Source organism: Nostoc sp., assembly GCF_036917135.1.
Taxonomy (GTDB): Bacteria; Cyanobacteriota; Cyanobacteriia; order Cyanobacteriales; family Nostocaceae; genus Nostoc.
Genome location: NZ_JBALEA010000030.1, coordinates 1 through 14,314 on the forward strand (window position 1 = coordinate 1; position 14,314 = coordinate 14,314).

15 protein-coding genes are annotated in these 14,314 nt (G+C 38.2%); 3 read left to right on the forward strand and 12 right to left on the reverse strand.

Translation table 11 applies throughout. The annotated features are described in order from the left end of the window. Positions 1-64: 64 nt before the first annotated feature. From V7K50_RS07980 to V7K50_RS07990, 3 genes are all read right to left on the reverse strand, one after another. Positions 65-682: a hypothetical protein gene (locus V7K50_RS07980; RefSeq protein WP_334958856.1), complete on the reverse strand. Its 618-nt coding sequence runs from the start codon at positions 680-682 to the stop codon at positions 65-67. After that, positions 675-1,613 carry an SPL family radical SAM protein gene (locus V7K50_RS07985; protein WP_334958858.1) on the reverse strand — a complete coding sequence of 313 codons (939 nt, stop codon included), beginning with the start codon at positions 1,611-1,613 and terminating at the stop codon, positions 675-677. Before V7K50_RS07985 ends, V7K50_RS07980 begins: the two co-directional genes overlap by 8 nt. Before the next feature lie 66 nt (positions 1,614-1,679). Beyond that, a complete protein-coding gene (locus V7K50_RS07990; RefSeq protein WP_334958859.1) occupies positions 1,680-1,826 on the reverse strand; it encodes a hypothetical protein in 147 nt (48 codons plus the stop codon). A gap of 142 nt (positions 1,827-1,968) precedes the next feature. On the opposite strand from V7K50_RS07990, the gene V7K50_RS07995 reads away from it, so the two are divergent. Further along, a complete protein-coding gene (locus tag V7K50_RS07995; RefSeq protein WP_334958861.1) occupies positions 1,969-2,829 on the forward strand; it encodes a ParA family protein in 861 nt (286 codons plus the stop codon). Next, the gene (locus tag V7K50_RS08000) at positions 2,829-3,248 is read left to right on the forward strand and encodes a hypothetical protein (protein ID WP_334958863.1); all 420 of its coding nucleotides are present in this window, start codon (positions 2,829-2,831) and stop codon (positions 3,246-3,248) included. Before V7K50_RS07995 ends, V7K50_RS08000 begins: the two co-directional genes overlap by 1 nt. Before the next feature lie 19 nt (positions 3,249-3,267). On the opposite strand, the gene V7K50_RS08005 is transcribed toward V7K50_RS08000, so the two are convergent. From V7K50_RS08005 to groES, 5 genes are all read right to left on the reverse strand, one after another. Then, a complete protein-coding gene (locus V7K50_RS08005) occupies positions 3,268-3,612 on the reverse strand; it encodes a DUF4351 domain-containing protein (RefSeq protein ID WP_334958865.1) in 345 nt (114 codons plus the stop codon). After that, positions 3,578-6,271 carry a MinD/ParA family ATP-binding protein gene (locus V7K50_RS08010; protein ID WP_334958867.1) on the reverse strand — a complete coding sequence of 898 codons (2,694 nt, stop codon included), beginning with the start codon at positions 6,269-6,271 and terminating at the stop codon, positions 3,578-3,580. The genes V7K50_RS08005 and V7K50_RS08010 overlap by 35 nt, the downstream gene beginning before the upstream one ends. 12 nt (positions 6,272-6,283) lie before the next feature. Beyond that, positions 6,284-6,724: a hypothetical protein gene (locus V7K50_RS08015; protein WP_334958869.1), complete on the reverse strand. Its 441-nt coding sequence runs from the start codon at positions 6,722-6,724 to the stop codon at positions 6,284-6,286. 100 nt (positions 6,725-6,824) lie between these two features. Then, on the reverse strand, positions 6,825-8,459 hold the full coding sequence (gene groL / locus V7K50_RS08020; protein ID WP_334958871.1) for a chaperonin GroEL: 1,635 nt from the start codon (positions 8,457-8,459) through the stop codon (positions 6,825-6,827). A gap of 101 nt (positions 8,460-8,560) precedes the next feature. Next, a complete protein-coding gene (gene groES, locus V7K50_RS08025) occupies positions 8,561-8,872 on the reverse strand; it encodes a co-chaperone GroES (RefSeq protein ID WP_334802295.1) in 312 nt (103 codons plus the stop codon). A gap of 1,100 nt (positions 8,873-9,972) precedes the next feature. Between groES and V7K50_RS08030 the strand changes: the two genes are divergently transcribed. Continuing rightward, on the forward strand, positions 9,973-10,650 hold the full coding sequence (locus V7K50_RS08030; RefSeq protein ID WP_012407592.1) for a response regulator transcription factor: 678 nt from the start codon (positions 9,973-9,975) through the stop codon (positions 10,648-10,650). A gap of 98 nt (positions 10,651-10,748) precedes the next feature. On the opposite strand, the gene V7K50_RS08035 is transcribed toward V7K50_RS08030, so the two are convergent. From V7K50_RS08035 to V7K50_RS08050, 4 genes are all read right to left on the reverse strand, one after another. Then, a complete protein-coding gene (locus tag V7K50_RS08035) occupies positions 10,749-11,057 on the reverse strand; it encodes an NIL domain-containing protein (RefSeq protein ID WP_181927876.1) in 309 nt (102 codons plus the stop codon). Between the two features lie 461 nt (positions 11,058-11,518). Beyond that, positions 11,519-12,208, reverse strand: a complete 690-nt coding sequence (gene rnc / locus V7K50_RS08040; RefSeq protein WP_334959070.1) for a ribonuclease III — start codon at positions 12,206-12,208, stop codon at positions 11,519-11,521. A gap of 139 nt (positions 12,209-12,347) precedes the next feature. Next, entirely contained in the window at positions 12,348-13,148 is an 801-nt protein-coding gene (locus V7K50_RS08045; RefSeq protein ID WP_334958873.1) for an NYN domain-containing protein, read from the reverse strand. 517 nt (positions 13,149-13,665) lie between these two features. After that, entirely contained in the window at positions 13,666-14,295 is a 630-nt protein-coding gene (locus tag V7K50_RS08050) for a hypothetical protein (protein WP_334958875.1), read from the reverse strand. Positions 14,296-14,314 lie beyond the last annotated feature (19 nt).

The following is a 14,314-nucleotide window of genomic DNA, read 5'->3' on the forward strand; positions in this document are numbered from 1 at the left end:
GCCGTTTAATATCAAAGCTCGTTCATACTTTTAACAAGTCTATTATTAACTCAGCCCTGCTGAGTCATTTTTTATGGTTTAGTCTAAACTCCAGTAGTAAAGCATCCTGGTAAATGAGAAACCAAGCTAAATATATACAATATACATTTTCTAAAAAATACTTCATAAAGTAGACATGAGGAGTTAGACTAAAACGATAGTCTGGGTCTTGTCCAATTTTTAAGTTATTAATATCTTCAAGAGCGTCTTCTAACTTAACAAATAACTGTTTGTCAGGAATCCTACTAAATTCTTCTTTGAGATATTCAACTAAACTTGATTCAAAATTATCAAATATCCGTTCATCAATAGCAGTAGATTGCAATTTAGATTCATCATGCTGTATTAAATTAAAAACTTTATAGATATATTTAACAAATTCATCCTCTGGCATTAATATGAGATCATCTTTTTGCTGGAATGCTTCTGTTAGTTGTTTACTTAAAGTTTCTGTCTGTCGTTTGTATTCTTGGGAATAACGTTCAAGTTGAAGTTTATCCCTAAATAGTTTTTCTAACCATGAGAATCTTGCACCTGACTTTTGAATTTCTTGCAATAGTTGGATTGCACGTCGGATATCCCCACGTTTTAAAGATAATTTGAACTGCTGACTTCGCCACCAATTTATGATAGGATTATGCATAACCAAATCCCTCTTTGCCTTCCATAATTTCTACATCTGGAAGTCGAAAAACTAACTTTTCCTTAAATTTCATATAGCTTACTTTCTCATCTTCATACCACCAAGAGTATTTTTGCTTAATTTCTTCAGCTTCTTGGCGAGTTGATGCTATAAGAGAACGACTGTCGCTAGCATGAAAAGCTTGAATTACAATTCTATCGGCGATGGCTAGTTTTTCAAAAAAAGCAGCTTCATCAGTTGCTAAAGTAGGAAGTAAAGGGGTAATAGTGATAGAAATTTTAGGAAGAAAACCTTTGAAATAATCAATACTTTGTTTTATTTTAGTAATAGCATTTAGTCTAGCTTTAATACTGGGCGATCGCGGTTCAAAATCTTTCCTCACTAATTCGCTACCAGTGGGAATGCTCATATTAATTCGCAATCGCTTAAATCGTTGTAAATAATCAATATCTCTAGTAATAATTGGGCTACGAGTTTGAATCACCAAAGTTGGAATTGGATAACCGTCAATCCCCATATCTAGCATTACCTCCAACAACCGACGAGTCAATTGATGTTTAGACTCAAGTGGTTGATAAGGATCAGTAACGCTACTCATGTATATACTAGGAGGAGTCTGAGGATTTTTTTCATACCATTTTTTTAATTCTTTCCCTAAAATCTCAGCAGAATTTTCCTTAAAAATTACCCATTTTCCCCAATCTTGGCGCATTTGAGCATTAGGGCTAAATGCAGCAGCATAGCAATAACTACAACCGTATTGACATCCCCTGTAAGGATTTAGAGTAAAATCATAATTACCAATAAAACCAGTAGCTTTTGTTAATAGTGATTTCGCATTTTGGGCATAAACATTGACATCTCCAAATTTTTCTTTGACTAATTTGGTAGGTATGCATTCGCAATAACCTTCATATTTTGGTTGTGCCATGTGAATCCTGATATTTATTGAGAGTGAATTAACGCACCCTACTTCTTATGATTCCCATTTTTATTTTTAAATTACTTCCCCAAGGTGTACGCTAGTGCGATAAATCATATAGACAAAACCACTCTCATCACAAAAGCGCTGATATAATTCTTGAAAACTATCAATAAGCTGTTCGTATGCCGAGCCTTCATGCGGTAGATAAGAAGCACTCATTGCTCGTCCAATCAGTCCAGTTAAATCTATTAATTTGGCTCATGGGTTTTTATGGAAAAATAAAAATGAACCTGTTAGTTGGGCATATTTTCAGGGAAACATAGAATTGTAGCCTATGAAATGCGTCAATCTACCAGAAATTATGACAGCTAAAGTGATAAGTATTTGTAACCTCAAGGGTGGAGTTGGCAAAACTACCATCGTCATGGCATTAGCAGAATATTTAGCCGGCGATACCATGTACAAAAAGCGTGTACTTGCTATTGATCTTGACCCTCAAAGCAATTTGACTAGTGCTTTAATGTCAGAAGAGGTTTGGGAAAAGGAATTTAACAATAGAGGATTGACATTGCCTTTCTTATTTAAAAATCCTGAATATTTTTTAGACAGTGCAAAAAATGAGAAGTTTATAGCTAAAAACAATATTTCAAATGTTAGAAATAACAATTCTTTTTCTCACCTACATCTTATACCCAGCAGTCCGAGGTTATTTGAAATTCAGGAAGATTTACCATCAGGCTATTATTCTTTAAACTTAAAACCTGTTGAGCTTCTTCGTACAATACTAAAACCATTATTGAATAATTATGACTACATATTAATAGACTGTGCCCCAAATATTAACACAATAGTTAAAAGTGCATTCCTAGCTAGTAATGCTTGTATAATCCCTTGTGTACCAAACAGAATGTCAATTCATGGATTAGATTTATTACTTGAACACATTGAAAAGTTTAACAAAGATTTTGAACACAGCTTACAACCAGTAGGAACTCTAATTTCGCGTTATAACGGAACTTTAGCCCAAACTGAGAATTTAAATTTTATTATCGGGCATCCTTTTTTTCCTACCGTTTTTCAAACAAAAATTCCAGAAAGAGCAAAAATTGCCGAAAGTTTAGATTGGAGTATTGAATTAACATATAAACAAAAATATGGTGGCGATGCTCACGAATCGATGGTGAAATTAACTAAAGAATTTATTCAGAGAGTAGGTAGATAATGGAAGCATCACAAATTGCAGATTTATTAAGAGCGATCGCAGAAGTAGTAGAATCCGATCCCAAACTTGCCAAGGCTGTAGAAAAATGTTTAACGAACAGTTTAAACGCTCAAAAAAGTAAAAAATTGTCCGAAGCAACACCAAAGCAATCAGACGCTAGTAAAACTCTTGAAAATGGCGATCTTATCCTAAGTGAATGTAGGCAAATTTTACGCGAACAGAGTGAAGAACAACTGAGGTTTTACTTAACTGAGCTAGGAGAACAGGTTAGAGAATTATTGAAACACGGTCAACTTGACCCGAAACGCTCTATGCGCCGCCGAAAGGATTTGAATATTATTATTGAGCATATTATTCAAAAATTGCAAGCTCAAGATAAAAGCGGTAAACTACTTGCAGCCTCAATCTCTAAAATATGATGCAGCTTTATTAATTCCTCTATTGCTGTTCTAACCAAGCTATCAAATCAGCAACTTCCGAAAAATCCAACAACGCCTCTCCCAAATTTTCTAACTGTTCAGCATATAAATTCCGAACCTGTTCAACTAACGATCCATCAATATCACCAAAACGCCGTTTAAGCTGACGACTAATCAATTTAAACGCTTCCTTTTGAACGATATCTTGATAAATTACAGACTCTTTCATAATATCCTCCCGCAAAAATTGCCAAACCAAATCTTTTGCAAACCTCAAAACGGTGAGAACTTCTATACAAACTGCAATATAAATAAAGTCGACAATATTTTTATACCGCGCCTCTACGATCCATTTCAAAACCATATACATAGATATCAGCAACCTTATAGCGTTTCTCTTTTTTCCGCCATTCAATAATGCCAATTTCCGCTAGAAAAGAAGCAAATTCTTCAAAATCTGCTATATCATGTGCTGACTCTTCCCATACTGTTTGTAACTGTTCTTTAGATAAGAAGGCCAATTTCCCCTTAAGAGAATCAAAAAATTTAGCCAAATCAGGGTATTCCTCTTTAATTTCTTCACATCGCTTTTCTGATGCTTTTTTCAAACCAAATTCTAGGGATTTTCCTTGAAGTAAGCGATCTGTACGGAATTTGCTTGATGATTGTCCCTTATAGGTTAGTTCTTGTTCTTTTGCTCCTTTAAGTAATATACTTAAACTCCGAGGAAAAGTAGTACCACTTGAATCTGTTAATCGTTCATAAACCCATCGAGATACATTTTTAGCTCTGTTTCCACCTCGGCGACGACTTCCCCAAAGTATTTCTAAAGCTTTATCAATCGCCTCTTCAGTAGCTTGGTCAATACTTTCAAAAGCAACAGGAGATATTCGGTCAACCAAATTCTTGAAATCTTCAGATTGTATTGCTTGGCGAAGTGCTAATCGGAGAAAGTCAATCCTAGTCCATTGTAAGATAATGTCCCGTCCAGTAAAATGACTTTTATTGTCGAAACTTAAATGATTCCATATATCTTCTCTCAAGAAAATTTTAAATCTAATTTCTGTTAATCTGTTAGCATCACAAGATTGAACTAATTGGAATAAGCCAGTGAGTGCTTGCTGTCTTACTCCTCCTACTTCAGGAAAATCTTCATCTAAATCATCGTAAAGAAACCACAGTTTTTGAGAATTATTTTTGGCTTCTTCATTAAGAAGAATATCTATGGCATCTTTGACTATGAGGCGGAGTTCAGAGTTAGTAGATAATTCTAACAAAACTTGAGTAGATTCAGACTGCCATCTTTCTTTAGGTAAATTATTAATAATTTTTTTCAGTTCACTAAACTTTGCACCTTTCTTACCTTTAGGAAAATTAAATAAATTTTCATGATGACATCTCAGCAGTAAATAAGCTCTCCAGAAAGCTTCCCATGTGCCACTATTTTGCTGCAAATTTTGATGGATGATTTGGAATTCATCACGAGATGGGCGACTTTTTTGGAATCTACCATGTGCTGATAAAAATATAGTCTTATCCAACCGTCCATGAGCTAGTTTTTGAGCAACACTTTTGTGTTTTAGAAAAAGCCAATAAAGTGCAGTTTTTCCTGTGCCTTTTCGTCCTCTAATTAGACAGGTTGTATCGTCTAAAAATCTTTCAAAATCAGTAGTGCGCTGAAATAGTAGATTCAAATCTTGTCTTTGATCAGCAGCATTTACTTCAGGAAATTGGAGAGTTTCAATAATATTCCACCGATGATCTATTGTATTTAAAACATTGCTACGTTTGAGTTCATCAGTTTTTTCATCAATTAAGTTCGCAATTTTTGTGTAGTAATCTTGCATACCTTGTACAAGATAGCTATCAGCCAAAGCGATTGGCAAAAGATAAGGGACTACTAAAAGTTTTTCTATTGGAGTTTGAGAATTATCTAAATCTGGCTCATCTTCATCTGTTTCATAGTTTTCATTTGTTACTGTATTTAATCTGTTCAGCAATGAGTACCAAATTTGTTTTACTTTCGACAAACCAATCTCAGTAACATCAGGAACAGGAGAAAAAACAAAATTAATGGATAAATTTTTTACCCATTGCAGGGATTGTATTAGCAGTTCTATTCCTTGTTTATTTTGTTCGTTAGGAAAAATAAATATAATTGCTTCGTCAGCTGCTTGAATTAATGATAAAGCTCCCCATTGATTGATTCCAGTTCTCGAGTCAATTAAAATAATATCAGGTTTTAATTGTTCGTAAATTTCACGTTTGAAAACAGACCAAAGATTTTGATCTCCATCAATAATAGTAGTAGCATGAAGATCATCAACTTTGGAGACATAATCAAGATTCAGACAACCAGCAGTAACAACAAATAATCTTCCTGTGGCGTTAGAGATTTTCACTTCACCAAAAATTTCAGCAATTGAAATACTTGGTTCTACGTCTTCTGGTAAGTAGGAACGCTCATAAAAATAGTCAACTATTCCATACTTTGGTTGTGGCTTGAGGTCGAATGCTGTACTCAACCCAGGTGCTTCTAAATCTAAATCCACAGCTACGACTTTAAGACCACGCATTGCCAAAATTGAGGCAACATGGGTTAATGCAGTAGTTCGACCTACTCCTCCTTTAAAGGAATAAAAAGTTACGGTTCTGGGTAAACTGGGTTCAAGCTGGGGAAGTTGAGGTTGATTTTGCGGATTTGCTGCTTGAATTGCTAAATCTTGCCAAGTTTGTATTGAAGTTGTATTAAAAGCCTGTGGTGCTGAAAGATTTAGTGAATCTGCTTCTTGACGCGTATATAAGGAAATAAACCCAGGAGATAAATGAGGAACTTGTGATTTAAGTAAATTAAAACTTTGTTCTTTCCTCTGAGGAATAGATAAATTAATAAAGCGATCGCTGACAATAGTCAAATTCAATAAACCTGATGTAGAAATATTTAAATCAACCCATTCTTCTGAATTATGCACATACTGGTTTGTAATTTCCTGTTTTAGCAAAACCTGCCAACTTTCCTGCATTTGACCACCTATTTAAAGTTGAGTAGTTTGCTTTTGTAACCACCTCTTGAGATTCTGATAAGCTTTTAACCAGCGTTTATAACTTTTATCATCAGGCTCAAGGCCACAATAACGCATATCTATAAAATTTTGGCTATTTGGATTTTCCACTTCATTAAGCCATTTTCGCACTTCAGGAAAATTAGCAATTCTAGATTTAAGTCGATTGTGCCGATTTAATGCTTCTGTGTAACTATGTCCCGGATTAGTAATAGTATGCCCAGGATTAGTAGCATCTGTCTTCCATTCCTGAGTTGCACCCTTTGGTAAGGTAGCAAAAATCATTGCTTTTAATAAACATTCAATAGTTACACCTCCAAAGTGCATAGCGGCTACTCTTCTTTCCGATTCCTTTCTACATAATATTTCAGTATCAAGGTGACGCTGCATAAAAGCGGCTTGGTAATCTTCCATTTCGTTATTTTCTCGTTTGAAACACCTGAATCTTGACATAAAAAAATAGCCGCCTCCACAAGGGAAGCAGCTATTTTTACAAACAGAGGACTACAAAGTATTAGTAATCGAAGTCGCCACCACCAGCGCCACCGCCAGCAGGAGCGCCATCCTTAGGCTCAGGCTTGTCAACTATAATACATTCGGTTGTCAACACCATACCAGCGATCGAAGCAGCGTTTTGCAGAGCAGAACGAGTCACTTTCGCAGGGTCAACAATACCAGCTTCTAACAAATCGACGAATTCGTTTGTCGCAGCGTTATAGCCAACATTAAATTCTTTCTCTTTCACGCGTTCAGCGATCACAGCACCATTCTGACCGGCGTTTTCAGCAATCCGCTTCAGAGGTGCAGGTAAGGCACGAACGACAATCAACGCACCAATCAACTCTTCATCTTTAAGATTGCTCTTTGCCCAAACTTCCAATTCAGGAGCAAGGTGAGCCAGAGTTGTACCACCGCCAGGAACGATACCTTCTTCCACAGCAGCTTTGGTGGCGTTGATAGCGTCTTCTAGACGCAGCTTCTTGTCTTTCATTTCGGTTTCGGTCGCTGCACCCACTTTCACTACAGCAACACCACCAGAGAGTTTAGCAAGACGCTCTTGTAATTTCTCTTTGTCGTAAGAAGATTCGGTTTCATCGATTTGACGACGAATCTGTTCGACACGAGCCTTAACAGCAGCTTCGTTACCTTCGGCAACAATTGTGGTGCTGTCCTTGGTAATGGTGATCCGGCGAGCTTTACCCAGGCTATCTAGCTTGGTGTTATCTAGCTTCAAACCAGCATCTTCGGTGATTAGTTGACCGCCAGTTAAAACAGCGATGTCTTCTAGTAGTGCTTTGCGGCGATCGCCAAAACCAGGAGCCTTAACAGCAGCCACGTTCAGTACACCGCGTAAACGGTTTACTACCAAGGTTGCCAAAGCTTCTTTTTCAATATCTTCGGCGATAATCACCAAAGGACGACCAGCACGAGCTACTTGCTCTAACACTGGCACAAGGTCTTGTACCAAAGCGATTTTCTTATCGGTCAGCAGTATGAAAGGCTCATCAAAAACCGCTTCCATCCGTTCAGCGTCGGTAGCGAAATAAGGAGAGATGTAGCCTTTGTCAAAGCGCATCCCTTCAGTAATTTCCAACTCGGTGAACATAGATTTCCCTTCTTCTAGGGAAATTACGCCTTCCTTGCCCACCTTGTCCATTGCTTGGGCAATCATCTGACCAACTTCTTCGTCATTACCAGCCGAGATCGCACCAACTTGGGCAATGGCTTTGGAATCTTCTACTGGACGGGCGTGTTCTTTGATTTTGTCTACCAAAAAGGCAGTAGCTTTGTCAATACCACGCTTCAGCGAAATTGCGTTAGCACCTGCTGCAACGTTCCGCAAGCCTTCTTTGACGATCGCATGAGCTAAAACGGTAGCAGTGGTGGTACCATCGCCCGCAGCATCATTGGTCTTAGAAGCAGCTTGACGAATCAGAGCTACACCAGTGTTTTCAATATGGTCTTCTAATTCGATTTCTTTAGCGATCGTTACACCGTCGTTAACAATTTGCGGTGCGCCAAATTTCTTTTCTAGAACTACGTTACGACCTTTGGGGCCAAGGGTAACAGCTACAGCCTCAGCCAGGATGTCAATGCCTCGTTCCAAGGCGCGACGGGCGTTTTCGTTGTAGATAATGCGCTTTGCCATAGGTGTCTAAATCCAGGGATTAGGTCAATTTTTTCTTGAATTGGGTATTGGGCATTGGGCATCAGGAAAACTGTTTCCTATTCCCCATTCCCCATTCCCCACTAGATAACGACTGCTAAAATATCTTTTTCAGAAAGCAGTACATATTCTTCGGTGCCGAGTTTGATGTCGGTGCCAGCGTACTTGGAGTACAGCACCTTATCGCCGACTTTAATATCCAATTCCTGACGGCTGCCGTCGTCGTTACGCTTGCCAGGGCCAAGAGCAACTACTTCCCCTACTTGGGGCTTTTCTTGGGCATTGTCGGGTAAATACAAACCGCCTGCGGTCTTTTCTTCAGGGGCGCTCACTTTAATGAAAACGCGATCGCCTAAAGGTTTAACTGTAGAAACGCTTAGAGATAAAGCAGCCATAATTATTTTCTCCAGAGTTTAGCACTCTCAACTCCTGAGTGCTAATCTACCGAAAATTAGCATCCAATGGCAAGAATCCCTGTAGTACGGGTTCCCGAACTACAGAGTCAGAGATGTACTTAAGTATAAATGCTTAATTAGTTATACCTTGCGGGTTCTGTTCCGTAAGTTACGAAGAGAGTAGGGAGTGGTGAGTAGGGAGTAAGGAGTAGGGAGTTATGAGAATTCTTCCCCATATCCCCATTCCCCATTCCCCATTCCCTTTTATTTGTTACGGAACTGTAATCAGGGAGCCGCTCGATGAGTAAGAATAGAGTGATCCAGTCTAGCCATCAAATCCCCAAAATCACTAAGTCTCTAAAACATAAGACCCTGAGTAATTGTGTAGAAAGTTTAGGAATTGCAAAAAATCAGCGACATATTTTTATTTGCGCTGACCAGATAATTGCTAATTGCTGCTCAAAACGAGCTAGTCTGGAATCCTGGGAATACTTAAAAAGCGACTTAGGAGTTAAAACTCAATGAGCCGCAACCGAGTTATCCCATTTACGTCTCTAGAACTAAAGCCAATTACTTGCGTGTTTCTTGTTCTAGACCCATAATGGTGGTTTAACCTGATGGTGTCTGGTATCGCCAAGCAAACCGGAAGTTACCCTGGGGATCGTCCGAGAACACTTAAATACGCATAATGGTGGTTGAAAAATATGCGTTTTTAACCGACCCTATGCCAGAAACTTCCCTAGTTTCTTGTGAACACCTCATAGAGGCTTAACAACCGAAGGATATGGTATAGCAGTAAGCTTAAAGAAAGTGCGGGTTGGTTTTGAGGTAGGGTCATCTTTAAGCCAATACTTACTTGTGAGTCAGAAGGATTATTATTTTATCAGTGTTTTCTCGCCCGCCCCTTTCAATGCGATATATAATAGCGCATTATAGATACTACTGCTATACGTATCCTTGCTGGACTTTTGCTATCGAGCTACTAGTCTATTGAAAATGCTCGGCATTTTTAAGACTTCGAGACAGCAAAGGCAAGTTAAGTAGGAAAAAGGACAACATCTCAGATAACCCACCACAGAGGATAAATATTCAAGACTTTGATGGACCGAAGCGCGACAAGTGCCACTGCTATGAAAGAGCCCAGCATGAAAGATCACAAACGACTTCTATTGATTGATGATGACCCTAACCTCATCTTGCTGGTGAAGGATTACTTAGAATTCCGGGGATATGAAGTCATCACCGCCGAAAATGGACGTGAAGCTCTGGAAATTTTAGAGCAAGATGTTCCAGACATGATCATCTGCGATGTGATGATGCCGGAAATGGACGGATATACTTTTGTGGAACAAGTCCGGCAAAACGAACGCACCAGCTGGATTCCGGTTCTTTTCCTTTCAGCTAAGGGACAAAGTGCAGACCGAGTTAAGGGTCTGAATAAAGGTGCTGATGTTTATATGGTCAAGCCCTTTGAACCAGAAGAACTCGTAGCCCAAGTTGAATCCTCGCTGAAACAAACTATCCGTTGGAAAGAACACCAAGCAAAAGGAGGCGAAAACGGTTCCCGTATCCAGGTTCCCTTCGATGTGCAATTAACCCCAACCGAACTGAAAGTAGTCCAGTTTGTCGCTAGGGGTTTAGCTAACCGTGAAATTGCTGAAGAACTAAATGTTAGTCAGCGCACGGTTGAAAGCCATGTGTCCAATATGTTGGGCAAAACCAATCTCCACAACCGCACTGAACTAGCGCGGTGGGCGATTGAAAATCAAATGGCTTAAACAAAGTTAAGAGTTAAAAGTTAGGAGTTATGAATTATAAATTTTTTAACTTCTAACTCCTAACTCCTAACTCCTAACTCCTAACTCCTAATTAAGATTTACCACCCATCTTCTTCAGGGCTGGATTGGTGCAAAACTTCTAAATCCAGTTCATCCAGGTAAGTTAGGGCGCTTTCAATCTGGGAAACAGTACCTCGCAGTTCCAAATCGAAGCAGCTATATTGTGGCACGTTTGCGCTGACTTGAGCATCAGCAATAATGACTGTAATGCCATAGTGAGAAACCAGTCGTGAAATGACTGGTTCCTCATGCAAGTCTTTAGGAATGCGAACCTGGATGCGAGTTTGGGTGCGTCTATTATCTAAAATATCTGTATTAGATTTTACTTGTTTATTTGGAATTGCCATTCTAGCTTCTTACTCGACTTCTGGGATGGGTGTTTCGCTTTGGATGATTTCTTTTAACACTAGCGTCACTTATCCCACCCAGGCAAGCAAGAAAGTATTTGCCTTAGTAAACCATTAATCTAAATGTAGTAAATGTGAAGAATTGCTCATAATCCGGTAGTTACGAGGTTGTTTGTTATTATATATAGTTTTTGCTCACATTGAATATAGCCAATCTGTAGGGGTACAACAGTTGTTGTACCCCTAATTTTTTTGTATATAATAAATATTATTGAAACTGCTTGTTCTAAGTCTCTCTCTTTCTAGGAGAGAGAAATAGAAGTGAGGTTTTCCAGATACCATGAAAAGTCAGGAACAGAAAGGGGATTGAAATCAGTTATCATTGTTAACTGTTCACTGATAATTAATAACTGGTTATAAGTAGGGGACTCTGATTATCAAAATTTCTGAACCCATAAACTTTATAACAAACCTTGTTTTTTCAACTTAGCTAGCGCATCTTCAGCAGCAGCTTTTTCTGCATCTTTTTTATTGCGTCCATTACCCGTTCCAAATGCTTCTTCCTGTCCATCCACAAATACTTCAGATTTGAACACTGGTGTATGAGATTCACCACCTATTTGTATTGTCTTATATATCGGAGGAGTAGTGATACCCCTGCTTTGCACCCATTCCTGAAAGCGATTTTTTGAGTCTACATTAGAGCGAGACACAACAATATTCTCAGGTACAGAATCAAACAGTGGTTCTACAATTGCGCGAACTTTTCCAATATCAGAACCATTGTCTAAATAGTAAGCACCAAGAACAGCTTCAAAGGTACTGCTAAGTAAATTGGGATTTTGGTAGCCTCCGTCTCGAATCGCACCTATTCCTAACTGCATCCTAAAGTCTAAACCAACCTCCTTGGCAAACTTTGCTAATTGCTTCTCATCTACCAACGCGGAACGCCGCCGCGTTAATTCATCTTCTCTTCTTTCTGGGTGACAACGATAGAGATACTCACCACTTAAGAAGTTCAACAAAGCATCACCAAGGAATTCTAAGCGTTCATTATGTTCACCTTCTCCTGGATTTTCATTGACATAAGAACGGTGGGTAAGCGCACGACGTAAAAGTTTTTCATCATGGAATATTAGAATTTGGTGCATTTTTATCTTGTGTCTTGTTGCAGAAATTGACTGTTGGGTAACTATACAAGTGTGTTTTTGTTCAGACATTAAAAAACCGCAATTTGCGGTGTCTTGTGAAAACCCAGTTGAGTAAAAAGCTGGGTTTTCCAAAGCTATCTTAGGCAGCCAGTATATCTAACTCAGTTAAAAATAACTCCTCATTTTGCTTTCGGACTTTGCCATCCTTTACAGCAACATCAATAAATTGACTAAAACGCTTAAATTTCTTGCCATCATCTGTAGAAATAGATGAGTATCCTTGATAGTTAGCATAACGTTGACGCATCAATTTATCAATGCGACCAAATACGCTAGGCTTACCTTGACTTAAGGCAGTGTTGATAGCTTCAGTTAGATACTCTATTGCCTCATTGTAATTAATCTGAGGCACAAGAGCCGTGTTTTTAGGTTGAGTTTTATTGCTATTGTCAACTAGCTGAGGTAATTCATCTACAAAGTAGAAGTTATCATTACCAACTAATTTAATTAGCTTTGGACTGGCACTACCTCTTTGAGCAAAGATGATCACTTTTTTACCTAAAGCCTTTAAAATGCAAATTAAGCCAGCATAGTCCCTGTCTCCTAACATCAGGATAATTATATTAACAGAAGCATTAAAGGCAACCCAATTAATACAGTCATTTATCAATCTATAATCTGCACTATTCTCTGAATTATCAGGAACATCAACACCCTTCATACCAAGAATTGCTAGCTCATTTTTGGTACCAACTTGGTTTATGTAGTGTGAATTATAGTAGACATTTTGACAGCCGATATGCCCCTTGGATTGGGCAAATTCCAGCAAAAAATGACCCTTCCCTTTGATTGAAGAGACGTTTTGAATATCGGCAAAAATACCGATAGAATTTTTCTGCTGTCTTGTTTGTTTTTTGGAAGATTGATTAGCGTGTGACATTGTAATATATCCAGTATTTTTTGGTGAACTGGACAGCTTCAACAAATCACACATCTAGCAGTAGCAGGGCTTTATACGAGGAATTTGTACTCAAAAAAAAGTACTACTCTGTAATAAAGCTATCTACTGTCGCTTTTCTTTGGTTTAAGTCTCAGCAGTAGAACTCCTAGTTTCCTAACAAGTTTCGCGTCATCCCCTCGCCTGAATATTTATCCAAACATCTCGTCTTCCCGTTGAAAGTCTAGTCAATCAGTTGACCGGACATTGGACTGAATACTCAGCCGAAGGGATGACACGAAGCTCGGCAGGAAACTAGGAATTCTGCTGCTGAGACAACTACCAAAAACCTGCGTTTTAGAGTGCGGTTATTTTGCTGTCTTAACTACAGGATTGCATAGCTGCTCCTGGATGTCAATATATTTATTTGTGAAGATTTCGTAAAAGCGCTCACCCATATCCATGAACTTTAAAAATGCTCTATGGTATTATTTCAAAAATATTTTAGCTAATAAATAATTTACGGTTTACTTTGCGCGTAGGCGTAGCCCGTCGTAGACATCGCACCATATAAAATACCTAAAATTTTCTTAATATCCTTAATATAATATTCACTCAAATCAATGGAAACTACATTACCTTCAAGTTTGAGAAATTGCCAGATTGTACCGATAGTAACAGCACCATATATAGCTTTGATTTGATTTCCACCTCTCTCGTTAAATAACTGAGCTGCTACCATTTCAGCAATACATTGGGCTAAACCAGACCTCAAATTTTCATTTTTACTTTCTACTATAACAATTACAGGACTACGGACAAGCAACTGCTCTGAAGAAAGACTCAAAATAAAATCACAAAAGCCATTTAGTCCTCGTTGGCTATCAACAGTAAAGTCAACTCCAGAGAAAAAGCTGATTTCATAATTAAATTTGCGTCTAATTTCTAATAAAATTGGACTTATTATCATTTCGCTCCGAGCTTTTTCAGAACTTATCGCTACTGCTAAATCAACATTTTCCCTCAGAATAGTAGATAATAAATCACTACACTCTTGCTCCTGTACATTTGCAAATAGTCCAGATGATTCGTGGATAACTAACTCAAAAGAATCAATAACTTCAATAAGTTTAAAATCACTATAAGCCATAAAACTTACTCCTTTGTCT

Bases quoted from the DNA above. Each gene is read 5' to 3' on its own strand.
- V7K50_RS07980 (WP_334958856.1), bottom strand. From the start codon at position 682: ATGCATAATCCTATCATAAATTGGTGGCGAAGTCAGCAGTTCAAATTA.
- V7K50_RS07985 (WP_334958858.1), bottom strand. From the start codon at position 1,613: ATGGCACAACCAAAATATGAAGGTTATTGCGAATGCATACCTACCAAA.
- V7K50_RS07990 (WP_334958859.1), bottom strand. From the start codon at position 1,826: ATGAGTGCTTCTTATCTACCGCATGAAGGCTCGGCATACGAACAGCTT.
- V7K50_RS07995 (WP_334958861.1), top strand. From the start codon at position 1,969: ATGACAGCTAAAGTGATAAGTATTTGTAACCTCAAGGGTGGAGTTGGC.
- V7K50_RS08000 (WP_334958863.1), top strand. From the start codon at position 2,829: ATGGAAGCATCACAAATTGCAGATTTATTAAGAGCGATCGCAGAAGTA.
- V7K50_RS08005 (WP_334958865.1), bottom strand. From the start codon at position 3,612: ATGGTTTTGAAATGGATCGTAGAGGCGCGGTATAAAAATATTGTCGAC.
- V7K50_RS08010 (WP_334958867.1), bottom strand. From the start codon at position 6,271: ATGCAGGAAAGTTGGCAGGTTTTGCTAAAACAGGAAATTACAAACCAG.
- V7K50_RS08015 (WP_334958869.1), bottom strand. From the start codon at position 6,724: ATGGAAGATTACCAAGCCGCTTTTATGCAGCGTCACCTTGATACTGAA.
- groL (WP_334958871.1), bottom strand. From the start codon at position 8,459: ATGGCAAAGCGCATTATCTACAACGAAAACGCCCGTCGCGCCTTGGAA.
- groES (WP_334802295.1), bottom strand. From the start codon at position 8,872: ATGGCTGCTTTATCTCTAAGCGTTTCTACAGTTAAACCTTTAGGCGAT.
- V7K50_RS08030 (WP_012407592.1), top strand. From the start codon at position 9,973: ATGGACCGAAGCGCGACAAGTGCCACTGCTATGAAAGAGCCCAGCATG.
- V7K50_RS08035 (WP_181927876.1), bottom strand. From the start codon at position 11,057: ATGGCAATTCCAAATAAACAAGTAAAATCTAATACAGATATTTTAGAT.
- rnc (WP_334959070.1), bottom strand. From the start codon at position 12,208: ATGCACCAAATTCTAATATTCCATGATGAAAAACTTTTACGTCGTGCG.
- V7K50_RS08045 (WP_334958873.1), bottom strand. From the start codon at position 13,148: ATGTCACACGCTAATCAATCTTCCAAAAAACAAACAAGACAGCAGAAA.
- V7K50_RS08050 (WP_334958875.1), bottom strand. From the start codon at position 14,295: ATGGCTTATAGTGATTTTAAACTTATTGAAGTTATTGATTCTTTTGAG.